Raw genomic sequence first — 19,414 nt, forward strand, 5'->3', positions numbered from 1 at the left:
CCTCAGCGATGCAGCCGGCGCCGCATCAATGCCAGCAGTTCCTCGATATCGACCGGCTTGCTGACGTAATCGGTGGCGCCGGCGGCCAGGCACTTGTCGCGGTCGCCCTTCATCGCCTTAGCGGTCAGGGCAATGATGGGCAAGGCGTCGAAGACTGCATGGCGGCGTATCTCGCGCATGGTGTCGAAGCCATCCATGTCCGGCATCATGATGTCCATCAGGACGATGTCGCATGCCTGTCGCTCGTGCAGCAGGTCGACGGCCTCGCGGCCGTTTTCCGCCGAGCACACAGCCATGCCATGGTGCTCCAGCATGCCGGTGAGCGCGAAGACGTTGCGGATGTCATCGTCCACAATGAGCACGGTGCGTCCGTTCAATGCGTGGCTGCCCTGATGCAGCGCGCCGATGCGCTGCTGCCGCGGCTGCCTCATCGCCGCCAGGTCGCGATGCAGAAACAGGGCACTGTCATCCAGCAGCCTGTCTTCCGTATGAATGCGGCATACCAGCGCCTGCCGTTCCAGGTCGAGCAGGGCATGCAGCGCTTCCGACGGCAGGCCGTGCGGCATGTAGACCAGCACGGGAGACTGGCTGTTGACGCCGTGCTGGCGTGCGGCATGGAGCGCCAGCGCCGGGCGTGCATCCGCACCTGCCAGATGCAGCACGATGCAGTCGGTGCGGCGCCGCAGGGCTGACGGCAGGCCCGACAGCCTGGAGAGGCGCACCAGCAAGTCGTCCCCGGCTAGCTGGCCTTGAAGCCGGTCAAGCGCGGCGGCATCGTCGCCGATCAAAAGCAGGCGGCGCCGACGGCGTGCGGCCTTGCGCAGCAGGGCAGGCACGATGGTGCGCATGCTGTCCGCAGACGGCGGGCTGCTGCACGCCGATGCACCTTCCTGCCGCGCGCGCATCGCATCGCCGGGCGCGCAGACCACATGCAGTGGCAGGTGGCGGATTGAATCATCCCGTTTGATGGCCGCCAGCAGGCGCCAGCCATCGACATCAAGCAGATGCGCATCCAGCACGATGGCGCATGGCGCATGCCGTTTCAGCAGGTCCAGCCCATCGGCGCCGCGTTGAGCGACCAGGCCGGGGCAACCGTGCGCATGGGCTGCCACGAGAAAGGCGGCGCCAGACTCGGCGGCGGCACCGATGAGCAGCAGGACCCTGTCGCCAGGGGCAAGCCGATCGCGGTCATCGCTGTCGATTGGCGCGGTCGCTGCCAGCGCTGGCACAGCAGCGGCCTTGATGCTGCTGGCACCGTCGGATGCAATGGCTTGCCGTGGCTGCAGCGGTACGTAAAGGGCGAAGCAGCTGCCTTTTCCCGGCTCGCTGCGAAGCAGCCGCAGTTCCCCGTGCATCAGTCGCGCCAGATCGGTGCTGATCGACAGTCCCAGGCCGGTGCCGCCGTACCTTCGCGAAGTGCCCGTGTCGGCTTGCCGGAATGCTTCGAAGATCAGTTCCTGCTGCTGCGGCGCCACGCCGATGCCGGTGTCGCTTATCTTAAATGCGATGACCATGCCTGCGGCGTCCAACGCAGGCTGCCCGGCACGCCAGCCCCCGGACACCGGTTTGATCGCCAAGGTCACGCCACCATGCTCGGTAAACTTGAAGGCATTGGACAGCAGGTTCCGGATCACCTGCAGAAGCCGGATCTCGTCGGTACGGATAGTGGCCGGAAGCGAGGGTGAACGGGTGACCGAGAAATCCAGCCGCCGGCTCTGTGCCACCGGATTGAACATGCGCAGCACTTGCTCTTCCAGCGCGCTGAACGAGACGTCGCGCTGGTCGAGCACGACCGTGCCGGACTCGATCTTGGCGAGGTCGAGGATCTCGTTGATCATGCCGAGCAAATCGCCGCCCGCGCTGTAGATCGTCTCGGCATATTCCACCTGCCGCGACGTGAGGTTGCCCTCGGCGTTTTCACTGAGCTGCCGAGCCAGTATCAGCAGGCTGTTGAGCGGGGTGCGCAGCTCATGTGACATGTTGGACAGGAACTCGGACTTGTAGCGCGAGCTCAGCATCAGCTGTTCGGCCTTTTCTTCCAGCGACATGCGCGTCATTTCAACTTCGCAATTCTTCGCTTCCATCGCCGCTTTCTGGCGCTCCAGCAGGACGGCTTTCTCGTGCAGCTCCGCATTGCTCTTGCTTAACGCCTCCTGCTGGCTTTGCAGTTCCTGCGCAAGCGACTGGGCTTGCCGCAGCAGGTTTTCAGTCCGGGTCGATGACGCGATCGTATGCAGCACGATGCCGGTCGATTCGGCGAGTTGGGTCAGGAAGCTTCGCTGTATCGCCGTGAAGACGGAAAAGGAGGCCAGTTCCAGCACCGCCCTGATCTCGCCTTCGAACAGGATGGGCTGGATCAGCAGGCAGCACGGCGCGGCCGCACCGATGCCCGTGCGCACCGTCAGGTAACCTGGCGGCACGTCGGTGATCAGGAGCGGCTCGCGGTCCAGCGCGCATTGTCCGATCAGGCCCTCGCCCAGGCGCCATTCCGGCCTGGTTTCCAGTGCCGCGGCGTAGCTTGCGTACAGGCGCATCCTGGGTTGGCCGAGATGGACGTCATCCATCAGGTAGAACAGCCCTTGCTGGATATTGATCAATGGCGCCAGCTCGGACATCAGCATGCCAGCCATGGCCGCGATGCTGCGCTGCTCCTGCAATTGCTTTGTCAAGCGGGCGACGTTGGTCTTGAGCCAGTCCTGTTCGGCGTTGTGGTGCTTGTTTTCCCGCAGGCTCCGGATCAGGGCATTGATGTTGTCACGCAATTGCGCCAGTTCTCCGCGGGCTGCCATCTGCAGGTCAACGCTGAAATCGCCCTTGGCCATTGCCGATGTAACCTCCGACATGGCCCGGACCTGGGCGGTCAGGCGCGTGACCAGGCTGTTGACGTGGTTGCTCAGGTCACGCCAGGCGCCTTCCGGCCCGGCCAGCGCTGCCTGGCCGCCGAGACGTCCTTCGACACCGACTTCATGAGCGATGCGGCCCATTTCGGAGGTCATCCTGACCAGCCGGGTCCGCATCCGGTTGATGCGCTCCGCCAGTTCCAGCAAAGGCCCCCGCAAGGAATGGCCATTCACTTCCAGCGGCATGGGTTGTTCGAACCGGCCTTCGATGATGTCTGTGACAACCCGGTCGAAGGCGCGCAAAACGCTGCTGGCCGCATCCAGCCATCGGTCCACTTCGGCAGCGAGCTTGCCCGACGCCGCATCTTCTGCGGGCGGCATCCGCGCCGACAGGTCGCCGCTGCAGAACGCGGCAAGCGTCGTCAGCAGAAGTCGTTCGCGTGGCTGTTCCTGCTGCTCCGAGATGCTTGAGAATGGCGGTTCCATGGCAACTCCATCGCTGGGCGGCTTGCGCGGGATATGAAATTTTGGAGGGCATTTTAACCAAAAGTAAAATTTTGCGTATTTCTTCTGGTGGCGTTCGCCTCTTCTGCGTTGGAACGCTTGCATGAAATCGGCCGCATTCGCGATTTCCAGGCAGGCCTGCGGACCGATCCGTTATGATTGTTTGGCCTGGCCGGCACCCGCATGCCCGGCGTCAACGCCGGCCAGGCATTTTTGACGCAGGAAATCCTGAAGAAAGGCAAACATGTTTGCAGCGGTTGATCTCGGTTCCAACAGTTTTCGCCTGCATGTGGGCCATCACGACGGCAAGACCATACGCATCATCAAGAGCGCGCGCGAACCGATCCGGCTGGGCGCAGGACTGGACGAGCAGGGCATGCTCACGCCGCAGGCCATGCGGGTGGCCACCGAGTCGCTGGCCCGGTTCGCCGCCGTGCTCGGCGCCTACCAGCTCGACGCGGTGCGCGTGGTTGCCACCAATACCCTGCGTATCGCCGGCAATTCGGCCGACTTCCTGCCGCTGGCGGAAAAGGCGATCGGCTATCCGATCGAGATCATTTCCGGCGAGGAGGAGGGCAGGCTGATCTACCTGGGCGTGGCCTGTGCGCTGGACAACCCCGGCGAGCGGCGCCTGGTGCTCGATATCGGCGGCGGCTCTACCGAAGTCATCGTCGGCAAGGGGCTCGATATCCTGGCCGTGGAATCCTTCAGCACCGGCACGGTCCGGCAGAGCGACGGCTTCTTCATTGGCGGGCGCATCGACGATGCGAATTTCGATGCGGCCATCATTTCGGCGCGCGGTTACTTCGAGGATGCGGTGCCGCTCTACAAGAACCATGTCTGGGACATGGCGTATGGCTCGTCGGGGACGCTGCGCTCGATCTCCGAGGCCATTGCCAGAAACGGCCTGGGCGACGGCACGCTGACGCTGCCCAGCCTGAACGCGCTGCGGCAGCGCCTGATCGGCTTCGGCCACGTCGATGCCATCCAGCTGGCCGGCATGAAGCCGGACCGGGCGCCGGTGCTGGTGGGCGGCCTGGCGATCGTGATGGCCGTGATGCAGGAGATGGACATCAGCAGGATGCTGCCGATCGAAGCGGGATTGCGCCTGGGCGTGATGTGGGACATGCAGCTGCGCGCCACCCGGCATGACCGGCGCGAGCAGTCGGTGCGGGGCTTCCTGCAGCGCTTCCAGGTCGATGAAACCCGCGCCAACCGCACCGCCGATATTGCCAGCACGCTGTATGCGCGCCTGAAGCCGGGCAATGATGCCTATACCCGGCCGGTGTACTGGAGCGGGCTGCTGCACGAGGTCGGCATGGCGGTATCCCATAGCGGCTTTCACAAGCATGGCGCCTACATGATCGAAAACGCCGACCTGTCGGGCTTCACCAACCGCGAGCAGCGGCTGATGAGCCAGCTGATCCTGGGCCAGAAGGGCAACCTGAAAAAGCTCGACCGCATGCTGCTCGACCCGGACTTCGTTCGTGCGGTGCTGGCGCTGCGGCTGGCCGCAGTGTTCATGCATGCGCGCATCGAGGGCTCGCTGCAGCAGGTGGGACTGCGCATCAGGAACCGTATCGAACTGGAGTTTCCGCGCGCCTGGCTGGATGCCCATCCGACCCTGGCCTTCTGGCTGCAGAAGGAACGCGACTACTGGAAGGACGTCGGCACCGAGTTTCAGGTCCGGCATGCCGCCTGAATCATGGCGCGGCGCGGTCATTTCATGCTGATCCTGCACGTATGCGGGAGCGGGGCCTGATGCGGATGTCCGCAACGCCGCCTTCAGCCCAGCTGACCCGGATGCGCCGCATCGCCACCGGGCTGCTGCTCCTGATGGCGCTGATGTTCGTGGCGGCGCGCCTGCTGCAGCCGCGCTATCCATGGCTGTCCTTCGTGGCGGCGTTTGCCGAAGCGGCCATGGTCGGCGCCCTGGCCGACTGGTTTGCCGTCACCGCCCTGTTCCGGCATCCGCTGGGCCTGCCGATTCCGCATACGGCCATCGTTCCCAACAACAAGGACCGGATAGGCAGCAGCGTGGCCGACTTCCTCGAACATAACTTCATGACGCGCGAGGTGTTGACGGAGGAATTGCGGCATATCGACTTTGCCGGCGCCGCCGCGCACTGGCTCTCGGAGCCGGCCAACAGCCGTGCCGTGTCGCTGCAGATTGCGCACGGCGTGCCCGGCCTGATGCGCATGATGGAAGACCGCGACATGGCCGGCTTCCTGCAGGCCACGCTTGCCTCGGGCCTGAAGAACGTGCGCTTCGCGCCGCTGCTGGCCGAGGTGTTCGAGGTGCTGATTGCCGACCGGCGCCATCAGATGCTGTTCGACCACCTGATCGGCATGGCGGCCGATGCGCTGGACCGCAACCGCGACTTCATCCGGCAGAAGATCCATGAAAAGAGTCCGCGCTGGGTGCCGCGCATCATTGACGACAAGCTGTTCGAGAAGATCGTGGGCGAATCGCAGAACATCCTCGACGAGATGCGGCAGCCCGAGAGCGAGTGGCGCGAGCGCTTCCATCGCAGCGCCGAGGCCTTCATCGACAGGCTGAGGACATCGCCGGAGTACGAGGCCCGCATCGCCGGCATGGTGGAGCAGACGCTGCAGCATCCGCTGTTCAGGGATTACACCCATACCGTCTGGGGCAATGTGCGGGAGCGCCTGCTGGCCGACGTCGACAGGCCGGACTCCCGCATCGCCGCGCAGCTGGAAAGGGCGCTGGCCGGCCTGGGCGCGGCGCTGGGCCGGGATGCGCTGGTGCGTGACAAGCTCAACGGCTGGATCAGGGACTTTTCCGCCACCGCGATTTCAAGCCGTCGTCACCTGATCGCCGGGCTCATCAAGCGGGTGATCCAGAAATGGGATGCGGAGACCGTGTCCAACAAGTTCGAGTCCTATGTCGGCAAGGATCTGCAGTACATCCGCATCAACGGCACGCTGGTCGGCGGGCTGGTCGGGCTGCTGCTGCACCTGGTATCAATGGCGCTGTAACGCGTGCCTGAATCCGGGCGACGCTACCTGGCGCACAGATCGGGCGTCATTACCGCCTTCAGATAGACCTGCGGCTGGCCGTCGCGCTCGCGCCTGGCCAGCCACCATATCGCACCCTTGCGCACCGTCCAGTCCGCTTCCACGCCATGCATCAGCAGCGCGGCCAGACGGCCCAGCACTGGCTGATGGCCCACCAGCAGCACCGGTTCGCGCGCCAGAGGCCAGTTGACCAGTTCCAGGATCCGCTGCGGCTGGCCATCGATGCCAAGGTCGGCATGGATGCGGAACTGGCGCCCCAGCGCGTCGGCGGTCTGCACCGTGCGCCTGGCCGGGCTGCACAGGATGCGGCAGCCGGAAGGCAGGTTGCGGTCCAGCCAGCCGGCCATCTTCATTGCCTGCTTGCGGCCTCTGGCAGTGAGCGCACGCCCGGCATCGGGTGCGCCGGGCAGGCCGTCCTCCGCTTCGGCATGACGCCACAGGATCAGGTCCATGCTCTTCCTCGCTTTCAGATCATCTTTCCCAGGGTTTGCATCAGATAGTCCTGCGCGCTGAATGCCGTTTGCTTGCCGCGTGGCCGGCGCCGGGTGTAGCGGCCGTCCGGACCCAGTTCCCATGCATTGGTGTTGTCCTTCAGGTAAGGATCCAGGCCTTCCTGCAGCACGCGCCGCTTCAGCGCGCGGTCCAGCACCGGAAACGCGACTTCGATGCGGCGGAAAAGATTGCGGCTCATCCAGTCGGCGCTGGACAGGTAGACGTCGTGCTTCAGGTCATTGCGGAAGTAGAAGATGCGGCTGTGTTCCAGGAAGCGTCCGATGATGGAGCGCACCCGGATGTTCTCCGACAAGCCCGGCACGCCAGGCTGCAGCGAGCAGGCGCCGCGCACGATCAGGTCGATCTTCACGCCATCGGACGAAGCCGCATACAGCGCCCGGATCACCGATTCGTCGACCAGCGCATTCATCTTGGCGATGATGCGGCCATGCCGTCCGAGCCGGGCAATCCGCGCTTCATTGCGTATCGCCCGCAGAAATTCCCGCTGCAGGTCGAAGGGCGCCAGCCAGAGCTGCTGCAGCCTGGTCGGCTTGGTCAGGCTGGTCAGGTGGATGAACACCTCGTTGACTTCCGCCGTCAGCAGCGGATTGGCGGTCAGCAGGCCGAAGTCGGTATAGAGCTTGGTCGTGGTCGGATGGTAATTGCCGGTGCCGAGGTGGGCATAGAGCCGCAGCTCGCCTTCCTCGCGGCGTATCACCAGCGCCAGCTTGGCATGGGTCTTCAGGCCCACCACGCCGTATACCACCTGGGCGCCGACCCGCTCCAGCCGGTCGGCCCAGTTGATATTGGCTTCCTCGTCGAAGCGCGCCATCAGTTCGACGATCACCGTCACTTCCTTGCCGCGCTGGGCGGCCAGGATCAGCGATTCCATCAGCAGGGAATTCATGCCGGTGCGGTATATCGTCTGCTTGATCGCCACCACATTCGGGTCATGCGCGGCGCAGCGGATGAACTCGACCACCGGCAGGAACGACTGGAAGGGATGATGCAGCAGCATGTCCCGCTGGCGCAGCACGGCAAACATGTCGGCGTTGTCCAGGGTGGGCGGATAGGCCGGCGTGAAGGGCGCAAAGCGCAGGCCGGGCTTGTCCACCGCATCGGCCAGCGCCAGGAGCCGCGTCATGTTGACCGGGCCATCCACCGCATACAGCCGGCTGGACGGAATGGAAAACTGCTCCAGCAGGAAATTGGACAGGGAAAGCGGGCAGTTTCGCGCCACTTCCAGCCGCACCGCGAAACCGAAGTGGCGCGACTGCAACTCGCTCTGCAGCGCCTGGCGCAGGTTCTTGACCTCTTCCTCGTCGACCCACAGATCGCTGTCCCGGGTAACGCGGAATTGCGAATAGGACAGCACCTCGCGGTCGGTGAAGAGGTCCGAGATATGGGCATGGATCACCGAGGACAGCAGGCAGAAGGACATCGCGCCATCCTGCGAAAGCGCGTCGGGCAGCCGGATCACCCGCGGCAGCACCCGCGGCGCCTTCAGGATCGCGATCGCGGTGCCACGCCCGAACGCATCCTTGCCCGACAGCTCGACGATGAAATTGAGGCTCTTGTTGACAACCTGCGGGAAGGGATGCGCCGGGTCCAGGCCGATCGGCGTCAGCAGCGGCCGGACTTCGCGATCGAAATACGACTTCACCCAGGCCCGCTGGGCTTCGTTGCGGTCCTGGTCGCGCAACAGGTGTATGCCCTGGCGGGAAAGCTCGGGCAGGATCTCCTCGTTGAGAATTTTGTACTGCCTCTCGACGATGTCGTGCGACTCGATGCTGGTCTGCGCAAAATCGGCGCCCGGCCCGGAGGCGTCCGGCGTATGGCCGTCCATGCGCGCCAGCAGGCTGGCGATGCGGACCTCGAAGAACTCATCCATGTTGCTGCTGACGATGCACAGGTAGCGCAGCCGTTCCAGCAGGGGCAGCCGCTGGTCCTCGGCCTGCGCCAGAACCCGGCGGTTGAACGCGAGCTGGGACAGTTCACGGTTCAGATAGTTTTCCGCTCCCGGCTGCTTTGTCGTCAGATCGGCGGATTTTGGTTTTCGTTTCATGGCTGGCCGGTCGGGTTGCATTTGTCCTACTGTAGTAAGGCAATATTACGTGTTCGTGACAAATTTTCCATGCGATCTGTCCAATGTCATGTTTGTTACGGAAGGTCATAAACCTGTCATATTTGTCCGCTAGAGTGCGCGCTGTCCTGAATACCATCTGGAAGGAACATCATGAGATTTCAGCAACTCATCCGCGGCGGCCTGCTGGCCATGGCCTGCGCATTGCCCTTTTCCGCGACCGCGGCCGACATCACCGGCGCCGGCGCGACCTTTCCTTACCCCATCTATGCAAAGTGGGCCGAGTCCTACAGGAAGGCCACCGGCAACGGCATGAATTACCAGTCGATCGGCTCCGGTGGCGGCATCAAGCAAATCAAGGCGAAGACGGTGGACTTCGGCGCTTCCGACATGCCGCTGCCGGCGGCTGAGCTGGACAAGGCAGGACTGGTGCAGTTTCCGGCCGTCATGGGTGGCGTGGTGCCGGTGCTCAACCTTGATGGCATCAAGCCCGGGCAGTTGAAGATGAACGGCGCCGTGCTCGGCGCGATCTACATGGGCAAGATCACCAAATGGAATGCGCCCGAGATCGCTGCGCTGAACCAGGGCGTGGCGCTGCCCGCGGCCGACATCACGGTGGTGCACCGTGCCGACGGCTCCGGCACCACTTTCCTGTGGACCGATTACCTGTCCAAGGTCAGCCCCGAATTCAAGAGCGCGATCGGCGCCGGCACGGCGGTGAAATGGCCTGTGGGCGTGGGCGGCAAGGGCAATGAAGGCGTTGCCGCCAACGTGCAGCGGGTCAAGGGCGCGATTGGCTATGTGGAATACGCCTATGCGAAGAAGAACAACATCACCCATGCGCAACTGCAGAACCGCGATGGCCAGTTCGTGCAGCCGGATGACGAGACCTTCAAGGCCGCCGCCGCGGGCGCCGACTGGGCCAAGACGCCGGGCATGGCTGTCGTGCTGACCGACCAGGCCGGCAAGAACGCCTGGCCAGTGACGGGCGCATCCTTCATCCTGATGCAGAAGGCGCAGGACGACGCCGCCAAGGGCCGCGAAGTGCTGAAGTTCTTCGACTGGGCTTTCAAGGAGGGCGGCGCAATGGCTGCCGACCTGGATTATGTCGCGCTGCCGGCTCCTGTGGTCAAGCTGGTGCAGGACGGCTGGAAAGCGCAGATCAAGGATGCGTCCGGCAAGGCTGTCTGGTAAGTTTTTCCAACTGGCTGGCCTTGCCATTGCAACGCCAGCCGCTCCAGGATGATCCATGCCATGAGCGCAAATAGCCCTACACTGCACGATACCGCGCCGGATGCCGCGGCCGGCATCGATGCCGCCGAACGCGCGCTGGCCAGCGCCATGCGCCGCCAGCGCATCCAGGATTTCTTCTTCCACAAGATCACCCTCGGCTTTGCGATGCTGGTGCTGCTGATGTTGGCAGGCATCATCGTCTCGCTGATCATCGGCGCGATCCCGGCATTCCGCGAATTCGGTCCGGGCTTCATCACCACCGTCGAATGGGACCCGGTCAATGACCAGTACGGCGCCCTGATCGCCATTGCCGGCACCCTGATCACTTCCTTTATTGCGTTGCTGGTGGCCTTCCCGGTCAGCTTCGGCATCGCGCTGTTCCTGACCGAGATCTGTCCGGCGTGGCTCAAGCGGCCGCTGGGCACCGCGGTGGAACTGCTGGCCGGCGTGCCCAGCATCATCTATGGCATGTGGGGCCTTTTCGTGTTTGCTCCCTTCTTTGCCGACCATGTCCAGCCGCTGCTGAAGGAGACCATAGGCCAGCTGCCGGTCGTGGGCCAGCTGTTCAGCGGCCCGACCATGGGCATCGGCATGCTGACCGCCGGCTTCATCCTCGCCATCATGATCATTCCCTTCATCGCCTCGGTCATGCGCGATGTGTTCGACGTGGTGCCGGCGGTGCTGAAGGAATCGGCCTATGCGCTCGGCTGCACCCGCTGGGAAGTGGTGCGCAAGGTGGTATTGCCCTATACCCGCATCGGCGTGGTCGGCGGCGTGATGCTGGGGCTGGGTCGCGCGCTTGGCGAAACCATGGCGATCACCTTCGTGATCGGCAATGCCCACAAGCTGTCCTGGTCGCTGTTCGCCGCCGGCAACAGCATTGCGTCGACGCTGGCCAACGAGTTCGCCGAGGCGGATGCGCCGCTGCATGTGTCCTCGCTGTTCGCGCTGGGACTGATCCTGTTCGTGATCACCTTCATCGTACTGGCAGCCGCCAAGATCATGCTGCTGACCATGCAGAAAAGAGAGGGCACCAAATGATGCAGGACGCAAGAAACCCGGTTTATCGCAAGCGGCTGCTGATGCATCGCATCGGCATCGCGCTGTCGGTGCTGGCCATGGCCTTCGGCATTTTCTTCCTGCTGTGGATCCTGGTCACGCTGATCATCAATGGTTTCAGCGCCATCAGCGGCGCGCTGTTTATGGAAAGCACGCCGGCGCCAGGCAGCCAGGGCGGCGGCCTGCTCAATGCCATCGTCGGCAGCCTGATGATGGTTGGCATGGCCACGCTGGTGTCCACGCCCATCGGCATCCTGGCCGGCATCTACCTTGCCGAATACGGCGAGGAAAGCCGCTTTGCGCAGGTCACCCGCTTCGTCACCGACATCATGCTGTCGGCGCCGTCCATCGTGATCGGCCTGTTCGTCTACGCGATCTATGTGGCCAACATCCGGCATTTCTCCGGCTGGGCCGGCAGCTTCGCGATTGCGCTGATCGCCATTCCCGTGGTGGTGCGCACCACCGACAACATGCTCAACCTGGTGCCCACCAGCCTGCGCGAAGCCGCGTTCGCACTGGGCGCGCCGCGCTGGAAGGTCGCGACCATGGTGCGGCTGAGGGCGGTGAAGGCGGGCGTCATCACCGGCGTGCTGCTGGCGGTGGCGCGCATCTCCGGCGAAACCGCGCCGCTCTTGTTCACCGCCTTGAACAACCAGTTCTTCAGCACCAACATGAACGCGCCGATGGCCAACCTGCCGGTAGTGATCTACCAGTTCGCGATGAGCCCCTACGACGACTGGCGCGCGCTGGCCTGGGGCGGGGCGCTCCTGATCACCTTCAGCGTGCTCGGCCTGAACATCCTGTCACGCACTGTGTTCCGCCCGAAAACGCAACAATAACCGTTGATAGACGATAGCCATGATGAGCAATCCATCCGCAGCAGCAAGCCATGAGCACGGTCCCAGGGCCACGATAGAAATCAGCAACCTGAACTTCTTCTATGGCGGCTTCCAGGGCCTGAAGAACATCAATCTGCGCATCCATGACAAGAAGGTCACCGCCTTCATCGGCCCGTCGGGCTGCGGCAAGTCGACCCTGCTGCGCACCCTGAACCGCATGTACGACCTTTACCCGGGCCAGCGCGCCGAAGGCCAGATCATGTATAACGGCCGCAATATCCTCGAACCGGGACTGGATGTGAACATGCTGCGGGCACGGGTCGGCATGGTGTTCCAGAAGCCGACGCCGTTTCCGATGTCGGTCTACGATAACATTGCCTTCGGCGTGCGGCTGTACGAAAACCTGTCCCGCGGCGAGATGGACGAGCGGGTGGAATGGGCGCTGAACAAGGCCGCGTTGTGGACCGAGGTCAAGGACAAGCTGAACAAGAGCGGCCTGTCGCTGTCGGGCGGCCAGCAGCAGCGGCTGTGCATCGCGCGCGGCGTTGCGGTCAAGCCGGAAGTGCTGCTGCTGGATGAGCCGACTTCGGCGCTGGACCCGATATCGACCGCCAAGATCGAGGAGCTGATCAGCGAGCTGAAAGGGGAATACACGATTGTCATCGTGACCCACAACATGCAGCAGGCGGCACGCTGCTCCGACTACACTGCCTACATGTATCTGGGCGAACTGGTGGAGTTCGGCGAAACCGACCAGATCTTCATGAATCCGGGTCGCCGCGAGACCCAGGATTACATCACCGGCCGCTTCGGCTGATGAGTCAACAGACAGCAGAACAAGGAGAACACCATGCCAAGCGAGCATTCTTCCAAGCAGTACGACCTTGACCTGGAGCAGATTCGTTCCAAGGTGCTGCTGATGGGCGGCCTGGTCGAAAACCAGTTCCACGACGCGCTGGAATGCTTCCGCAACGGGGACGTCGATCGGGCCGGCCGCGTGATGCAGGCCGACGAGCAGGTGAACCGGCTTGAGGTCACCCTGGACGACGCCTGCAGCCATCTGATCGTGCGGCGCCAGCCGGCCGCCAATGACCTGCGCACCGTGATGGCCACGATCAAGGTCATCACCGATCTGGAGCGCATAGGCGACGAGGCGACCAAGATCGCCCGCGCTGCGCGCAGCATGCAGGAACGCGGCGTGGTCTCCATCAACCACTATGAGACCGTGCGCGTGATCGCCGCCTCGGCCGGCGCGCTGCTGCATGATGCGCTGGACAGTTTCGCCCGGCTCGATGCCCAGCAGGCCACCCGGCTGATTGCCCAGGACAAGGCGGTCGACCATGAATTCCGCTCCATCATGCGCAACCTGATCACCTTCATGATGGAAGACCCGCGCACGATCTCCAGCGCGCTGGAAACGTTATGGGTGGCCAAGGCGGTGGAGCGCATCGGCGACCATGCGAAGAACATCGCCGAGTACGTCATCTACGTGGTCGAAGGCAAGGACATCCGCCACACCGACTACGCCAGCACTGCCCAGTCGACGCAAGGGTGATCCGGATGGCAGCAGACAACCCGGAAATTCTGATCGTCGAGGACGAGCCGGCCATCGTCGAGCTGGTGCGATACACACTGCGCGACAGCGGCTGGAATGCGGCCGCGGTCGACACCGCCGGCGGCGCCTGGGACTACCTCCAGCAGCGCACGCCGCAACTGCTGCTGCTGGACTGGATGCTGCCCGACCAGTCCGGCCTGCGCCTGCTCTCCCGGCTGCGTGCCGACCGCAATTTCTCCAGCCTGCCGGTGATCATGCTGACCGCCAAGAGCATGGAGGAGGACAAGATCGCCGGCCTGAACCAGGGCGCGGACGACTACATCACCAAGCCGTTTTCGCCGCGCGAACTGGCGGCCAGGGTCAAGGCCCTGCTGCGGCGCAAGGCGCCCGAGCATGCGCAGACGCTGATGCGGGTCGGCGCGGTCACGCTGGACCCGGTCAGCTGCACCGTGAGCCTGAACGACAGCCGCATCGACATCGGCCACGCCGAATACAAGCTGCTCAAGTTCTTCATGGCCCATCCGGAGCGGGTGTTTTCACGCAGCCAGTTGCTGGACCGGGTCTGGGGCGACCATGCGGTGATAGAGGAGCGCACGGTAGATGTGCATGTGCTGCGTCTGCGCAAGGCCCTGAAAGAGGCCGAGTCGCTGATCAGGACGGTGCGCAGCGTGGGTTACATGCTGTCGGAGAAATAAGGATGCGCCTGCCACGATGAGTCCGAAGATGCTGTTCTGGGTGCCGACCCTGCTGCGCCTGGCGCTGATCCTGCTTGCTGCGATGGTTCCAGGCTATTTTTTCGGAAAGACCGTGGGCCTGGTTGCGGCGCTGATTGCCGTCTGCGCGTTGGTCATCCTGCAGCTGGGCTACCTGTGGCGGCTGTCGCAGTGGCTGGACAATCCGGACAGCCGCCTGTCAGATGCATCGGGCATCTGGACCGACATTTTTTCCAGGCTGTACAAGCTGCGCCGCGAAGACGAGCACAATCGTCAGCAGCTCAACGAGTGGCTGACCCGGTTCCGGCAGGCGATGAGCCTGTTGCCGGACGGTGTGGTGATCATGGACGACGTGCTGTTCCTGGAGTGGTGCAATGCGGCCGCCGAACAGCACCTGGGCCTGTCCAACGAGCGCGACAAGGGCATGCGCGTGACCAACCTGATCCGCAGTCCGCACTTCATCGACTACCTGATACTCGGCCGCTATGAACAGCCGCTCACGCTTTCGCTGCGCGACCGCAAGCTGATCGTCCATATCATCCCGTTTGAAAACCGGCGCCAGATCCTGGTGACGCATGATGCCACCGAGTCCGAGCGCATCGAGCGCATGCGGCGCGACTTCATCGCCAATGCCTCGCATGAACTGCGCACGCCGCTGACAGTGATCAATGGCTTCCTGGAAATCGCGCAGGCCGATGCCGGCCTCGCCAAGGAAACCCGGCAGGCGCATCTGAAGCTGATGGTGGAGCAGGGCAAGCGCATGCAGAACCTGGTGGAGGACATGCTGGCGCTGACCCGGCTGGAGTCGGTCGAATATCCGTTGCGGCCGGAGCCGGTGCGCATGGCAGCACTGATGGAACAGGTGTATCAGGAGGCGCGGGCATTGTCGGGAGGGCGCCACGAGATCACGCTGGAGATGGACGGGCCGGACATCAGCGGCAGTCTTGAAGAACTGCGCAGCGCCTTTGGCAATCTGGCGTCGAATGCCGTGCGTTACACGCCGGATGGCGGACGCATCCGGCTGAGCTGGCGCCTGGGCGAGGACGGGCCGCGGTTCGCCGTATCCGATACCGGCATCGGCATACGGCCGGAGCATATCGGTCGCCTGACAGAGCGCTTCTACCGCGTCGACAAGAGCCGGTCACGGGAAACCCGCGGCACCGGCCTGGGATTGGCCATCGTCAAGCATGTGCTGCTGCGCCATGGGGCGCAACTGGACATCGATTCAACGCCGGGCCAGGGCAGCACCTTTACCGCGCGTTTTCCGATGCGCAGCGCCATTGTCGCCACGCCCCAGCTGGAAACCAGCGGCTAGGGCGTCGCAGTGCAAGAGCTTTTACTTGTAGCCGGCCTTGTCCAGGATCTTCTGCGCGGTTGCCTGATTCTTGCCCATCGCAGCAACTGACACATTTTCCATCTTGAACTTGCCCAGCGCGTCCAGAGCCGGATTCTTTACCACGGCCGACTGCACCACTGGCCACTCATTGTTGCCGTTGGCGAAGTAGGCCTGCGCTTCGTCGCTGGACAGGTATTCAAGGAATTTGACTGCGGCTTCCCGATGCGGCGCATTACGAGCCACGCCACCGCCGGACACATTCACATGTGTGCCCGAGGTTTCCTGGTTAGGCCAGACAAAGCCGATCTTGTTGACCATGTCCTTGTCTTCCGGCTTGGTCGAACGCAGCATGCGCACGTAGTAGTAGGTATTGGCCAGCGCCACGCCGCATTCGCCGGTGGCTACGCCCTTGATCTGGTCGGTGTCGCCGCCGCGCGGAGGGCGGGCAAAGTTGTTGACCATGCCCTTGGCCCAGGTTTCCGTTGCCGCTTCGCCATTACGCTCAATCATGGCGCCTATCATCGACAGCATGTAGGGATGCGAGCCGGAGCGGGTGCACACCTTGCCCTTGTTCTTCGGGTCAGCCAGGGATTCATAGGTCGATACATCCTTCTTGTCCACGGCCACCTTGTTGTAGACGATGATGCGTGCACGGGTGGAAAAGCCGAACCATTCCGGTCCCTTGCCTTCATCGGATGCGCGCAGGTTGGCTGGAATGCGCGATTCCAGCACTGCCGACTTGACCGGCTGGAACAGGCCATCCGCTTCCGCCCGCCACAGGCGGGCTGCGTCCACCATCAGGATCACGTCCGCCGGGCTGTTCTTGCCTTCGCTTTTCAGGCGCTCCAGCAACTGGTTGTCGTCCGCCTCGATCCTGTTGATCTTGATGCCGGTCTGCTTGGTAAAGTTTTCGTACAGCAGTTCATCGGTCTGGTAATGACGTGCCGAATACAGATTCAGCACGTTTTCCTGCGCAAAGCTGGCATGGGTGACGGCAAGCGAGGCAGCGATCAGGGTCAGGCGAAAGGCAAGTTTCATCACGTAGGCATCCTGGCAAGTTAAGAAAGTTAAAAGTCGGGCAAGTATAACAAATCGGGTGCAAATGTGAATCATTCTCAATTAGATGCGACGCCGGTTCTGGCGCTTTTCCAAAGGAACTTCCGCTACAATCCGTGGTTCGTTTTTCCCTCAAGCCAAATTCCTTTATGCCAACGTTCTTAAAGCGCCTGCTTCCAGGCGTTATTGTCCTGCTGACCGCCTGTGGTACGACCAAAACCCCTGCGCCAGAGCCTGTGGCCGCGCCGCAGACGCCATCGGCTGCGCCGCATCCGGTACGCATTGGTCTTGCGCTCGGTGGTGGGGCCGCTCGCGGATTCGCGCACATCGGCGTGATCAAGGCGCTTGAAGCACAAGGCATCGTGCCGGAAATCGTGGTCGGCACCAGTGCAGGCAGCGTTGTGGGTGCGCTGTATGCCGCGGGCAACAACGGATTCAAACTCAACCGGATGGCGCTCGAGATGGACGAGGCAGCCATTTCCGATTGGGCCGTTCCTCTGTTTGCAAAGAGTTCAGGCGTGTTGAAAGGGGAGGCGATCCAGCGCTACATCAACCGCGCCGTGCGCAATGCGCCGATCGAGAAGTTCCCGATTTCCTTTGGCGCGGTGGCAACCGACTTGCAGAGTGGCAAGCCAATTCTGTTTCAGCGCGGCAATGCAGGCATGGCGGTGCGGGCGTCGTCCTCTGTACCCGGCGTGTTCCAGCCGGTAAAGATAGGCGATAAAAGTTATGTCGACGGCGGCCTGGTCGCGCCGGTGCCGGTGCGGTACGCCCGTGAAATGGGCGCTGACTTTGTCATCGCGGTCAATATATCGGCTGACCCCGATGCCCAGCCATCCACCAGCAGCCTGGACGTGGTACTGCAAACCTTTGCCATCATGGGGCAAACCATCAATCGTCTGGAAATGAAGGATGCCGACATTGTGATCACGCCCAGCCTGGGCGCGATGAAAGGGAGCGACTTCAGTGGAAGAAACTTGGCAATTCTGGCGGGAGAGCAAGCCGCGGCAAGCGTGATGCCGGAATTGCGGACAAAACTCAGGATGAAGCGGGAAGGCGCGGTAACAATCAGTTCTGCTCGGGATCGCTGATCCTGCGGGCGCCGTTGAAGCGTTTCTTCCAGTAACTCAGATCCATGCTTTCAATGCGGATGGAACTGCCGGCGGCGGGCGAGTGAATGAATTTGTTGTCACCCAGATAGATGCCCACATGAGAGAAGCCGCGGCGCAGCGTGTTGTAGAACACCAGGTCGCCCGGCCGCAAGTCATTCTTGTCCACGTTGTCGCCCACGCGGCTGATTTCCTCGGCGGTGCGCGGCAAGTCAGCGCCCCAGGCCTGCTTGAACACGTAGCGCACCAGGCCGCTGCAGTCGAGGCCACTTTCCGGATTGTTGCCGCCATACTTGTACCGTATGCCGATCATCGACATCGCGCGGATTGCAAGGTCGCCAGCGCGGTCGGTAATGTTATGCAAAGCATGCAGCGCCGCATTGCGCTCGGCCGGCGCCGACTCCGTGCTCCAGGCAACCGGCGTGACGGCAAATGTTGCCGCCAGCAGGGCTGGCGCAAGCAGCAAAGTGGAAAGTTTTGATCGTTTGACTGTCATTCTTCCTGCCTTGTACCATGCAAGGCGTCGAATGTAAGCGAAGCTGATGGGGATTGTCAAAGAGAAATTGCAGTAAAGTAATGTGATGTTTTGGCCAGTTGGAGGCAATGTTGTCTGATAATTCACAAAAAATATCGCACGGAAAGTTGCGCGCGCTCATTGCAGATGACTCGCGCATCGTGCGAGCCACCCTGACAAAACACCTGGGAGACCTGTTCGAGTTTGCCGAGGCGCATGATGGCGAGGAGGCCTGGGACAGTTTGCTGCGCGATGAAGATATCGCCTTGCTCATCACTGACCTGACCATGCCCCGGCTCGACGGCTATGGCCTTTTGCGGCGCATGCGTGCTTCGAAAGCGCAGCGGCTGCGCGAGATGCCTGTCGTGGTGGTTTCGGGCGCAGACGAGTTGGACGAGCGCCGGCTCGCCCGGGAAGCCGGTGCCACGGACCTGATTACCAAGGGTATGGCAACGACAAGGTTGGTGTCGCGGCTGGATTTGCTGGCACAACTGGTCATTGCGCAGCGGGAATACCAGACAGTCGCGGATGCCGCTGCCGCATCGGGGCAGGTGGCGGCCAGCGTATCCCCCTATGTCCTCCAGTCCGGCGCCGAGCGGCGTCTCGGCTACGCAATCCGCCAGCAGGAAAACTTTGCCCTGCTCAATCTGTGCCTGTCCGTGCCGGATGGGGTGGATCATGCCGGCTTGCGGCGCGATATCGAAGCCGTGCTGAGGCGGATACTGCGCCAGACCGACGCGGTCGCGCGCACCGGCAACGCCGATTTCACCATCGTCACCAGCAATGTCGAGCCTGCTTCCCTGTCCGGCTTTGCCAGCCGGCTGTGTCGTGCTGCAACCGAGGCAGCCGCGGAGCGCCATGGTGCTGGCACCGTCGTATGCTGTGGCACCGCCAGCCTTGCGGAATATGCCGGCGCGCAGCCGCCGTCGCTGCATGAGTTATGGGATGCAGCACGCCGACGCGCGATTGCCGGTCTTGGCAGCGGGAAATCGGGCGTTATAGGGCGTGAAGAAGAATCCGCCGCCAGTGCCGGTTAACATCG

The 19,414-nt window shown here is 62.9% G+C and carries 16 protein-coding genes; 11 read left to right on the plus strand and 5 right to left on the minus strand.

The window, feature by feature from the left end; translation table 11 throughout:
• Nucleotides 1–2: 2 nt before the first annotated feature.
• Complete coding sequence (locus tag IGW04_RS15510; protein ID WP_194713996.1) at nt 3–3,326, minus strand: response regulator; 3,324 nt, start codon at nt 3,324–3,326, stop codon at nt 3–5.
• A 262-nt stretch (nt 3,327–3,588) separates the two neighbouring features.
• Between IGW04_RS15510 and IGW04_RS15515 the strand changes: the two genes are divergently transcribed.
• On the plus strand, nt 3,589–5,046 hold the full coding sequence (locus IGW04_RS15515) for a Ppx/GppA phosphatase family protein (RefSeq protein ID WP_194713997.1): 1,458 nt from the start codon (nt 3,589–3,591) through the stop codon (nt 5,044–5,046).
• A gap of 59 nt (nt 5,047–5,105) precedes the next feature.
• On the plus strand, nt 5,106–6,344 hold the full coding sequence (locus IGW04_RS15520; RefSeq protein WP_228527124.1) for a DUF445 domain-containing protein: 1,239 nt from the start codon (nt 5,106–5,108) through the stop codon (nt 6,342–6,344).
• Between the two features lie 23 nt (nt 6,345–6,367).
• Here the strand turns inward: IGW04_RS15520 and IGW04_RS15525 are convergent, their stop codons facing one another.
• Entirely contained in the window at nt 6,368–6,835 is a 468-nt protein-coding gene (locus IGW04_RS15525) for a SixA phosphatase family protein (protein WP_194713998.1), read from the minus strand.
• A 14-nt stretch (nt 6,836–6,849) separates the two neighbouring features.
• Entirely contained in the window at nt 6,850–8,940 is a 2,091-nt protein-coding gene (gene ppk1, locus IGW04_RS15530; RefSeq protein WP_194713999.1) for a polyphosphate kinase 1, read from the minus strand.
• 171 nt (nt 8,941–9,111) lie between these two features.
• On the opposite strand from ppk1, the gene pstS reads away from it, so the two are divergent.
• Genes pstS through phoR form a run of 7 tightly spaced genes read left to right on the plus strand, consistent with a single transcriptional unit; the run spans nt 9,112 to nt 15,672 of the window.
• Complete coding sequence (gene pstS, locus IGW04_RS15535) at nt 9,112–10,152, plus strand: phosphate ABC transporter substrate-binding protein PstS (RefSeq protein WP_194714000.1); 1,041 nt, start codon at nt 9,112–9,114, stop codon at nt 10,150–10,152.
• Nucleotides 10,153–10,212: 60 nt separating this feature from the next.
• Nucleotides 10,213–11,232, plus strand: a complete 1,020-nt coding sequence (gene pstC / locus IGW04_RS15540; RefSeq protein WP_194714001.1) for a phosphate ABC transporter permease subunit PstC — start codon at nt 10,213–10,215, stop codon at nt 11,230–11,232.
• The gene (pstA, locus tag IGW04_RS15545) at nt 11,229–12,089 is read left to right on the plus strand and encodes a phosphate ABC transporter permease PstA (RefSeq protein ID WP_194714002.1); all 861 of its coding nucleotides are present in this window, start codon (nt 11,229–11,231) and stop codon (nt 12,087–12,089) included. The genes pstC and pstA overlap by 4 nt, the downstream gene beginning before the upstream one ends.
• Nucleotides 12,090–12,111: 22 nt before the next feature.
• Nucleotides 12,112–12,906 (plus strand): phosphate ABC transporter ATP-binding protein PstB, encoded by a 795-nt coding sequence (pstB, locus tag IGW04_RS15550; protein ID WP_194714059.1) that lies wholly within the window; start codon nt 12,112–12,114, stop codon nt 12,904–12,906.
• Nucleotides 12,907–12,939: 33 nt separating this feature from the next.
• Complete coding sequence (gene phoU, locus IGW04_RS15555; protein WP_194714003.1) at nt 12,940–13,644, plus strand: phosphate signaling complex protein PhoU; 705 nt, start codon at nt 12,940–12,942, stop codon at nt 13,642–13,644.
• A gap of 5 nt (nt 13,645–13,649) precedes the next feature.
• A complete protein-coding gene (locus IGW04_RS15560) occupies nt 13,650–14,339 on the plus strand; it encodes a response regulator (RefSeq protein ID WP_194714004.1) in 690 nt (229 codons plus the stop codon).
• Between the two features lie 16 nt (nt 14,340–14,355).
• Complete coding sequence (gene phoR, locus IGW04_RS15565) at nt 14,356–15,672, plus strand: phosphate regulon sensor histidine kinase PhoR (protein ID WP_194714005.1); 1,317 nt, start codon at nt 14,356–14,358, stop codon at nt 15,670–15,672.
• Between the two features lie 21 nt (nt 15,673–15,693).
• On the opposite strand, the gene IGW04_RS15570 is transcribed toward phoR, so the two are convergent.
• Nucleotides 15,694–16,731 (minus strand): Fe(3+) ABC transporter substrate-binding protein, encoded by a 1,038-nt coding sequence (locus IGW04_RS15570; RefSeq protein ID WP_194714006.1) that lies wholly within the window; start codon nt 16,729–16,731, stop codon nt 15,694–15,696.
• Nucleotides 16,732–16,898: 167 nt separating this feature from the next.
• Between IGW04_RS15570 and IGW04_RS15575 the strand changes: the two genes are divergently transcribed.
• The gene (locus IGW04_RS15575; protein WP_194714060.1) at nt 16,899–17,840 is read left to right on the plus strand and encodes a patatin-like phospholipase family protein; all 942 of its coding nucleotides are present in this window, start codon (nt 16,899–16,901) and stop codon (nt 17,838–17,840) included.
• Here the strand turns inward: IGW04_RS15575 and IGW04_RS15580 are convergent.
• Nucleotides 17,818–18,354 (minus strand): C40 family peptidase, encoded by a 537-nt coding sequence (locus IGW04_RS15580; RefSeq protein ID WP_194714007.1) that lies wholly within the window; start codon nt 18,352–18,354, stop codon nt 17,818–17,820. The two genes, IGW04_RS15575 and IGW04_RS15580, sit on opposite strands and share 23 nt — an antisense overlap.
• A gap of 107 nt (nt 18,355–18,461) precedes the next feature.
• On the opposite strand from IGW04_RS15580, the gene IGW04_RS15585 reads away from it, so the two are divergent.
• Entirely contained in the window at nt 18,462–19,409 is a 948-nt protein-coding gene (locus IGW04_RS15585) for a response regulator (protein WP_194714008.1), read from the plus strand.
• The last annotated feature ends 5 nt before the right edge of the window (nt 19,410–19,414 follow it).

It is taken from the genome of Noviherbaspirillum soli, from assembly GCF_015352955.1.
Taxonomy (GTDB): domain Bacteria; phylum Pseudomonadota; class Gammaproteobacteria; order Burkholderiales; family Burkholderiaceae_D; genus Noviherbaspirillum_A; species Noviherbaspirillum_A soli.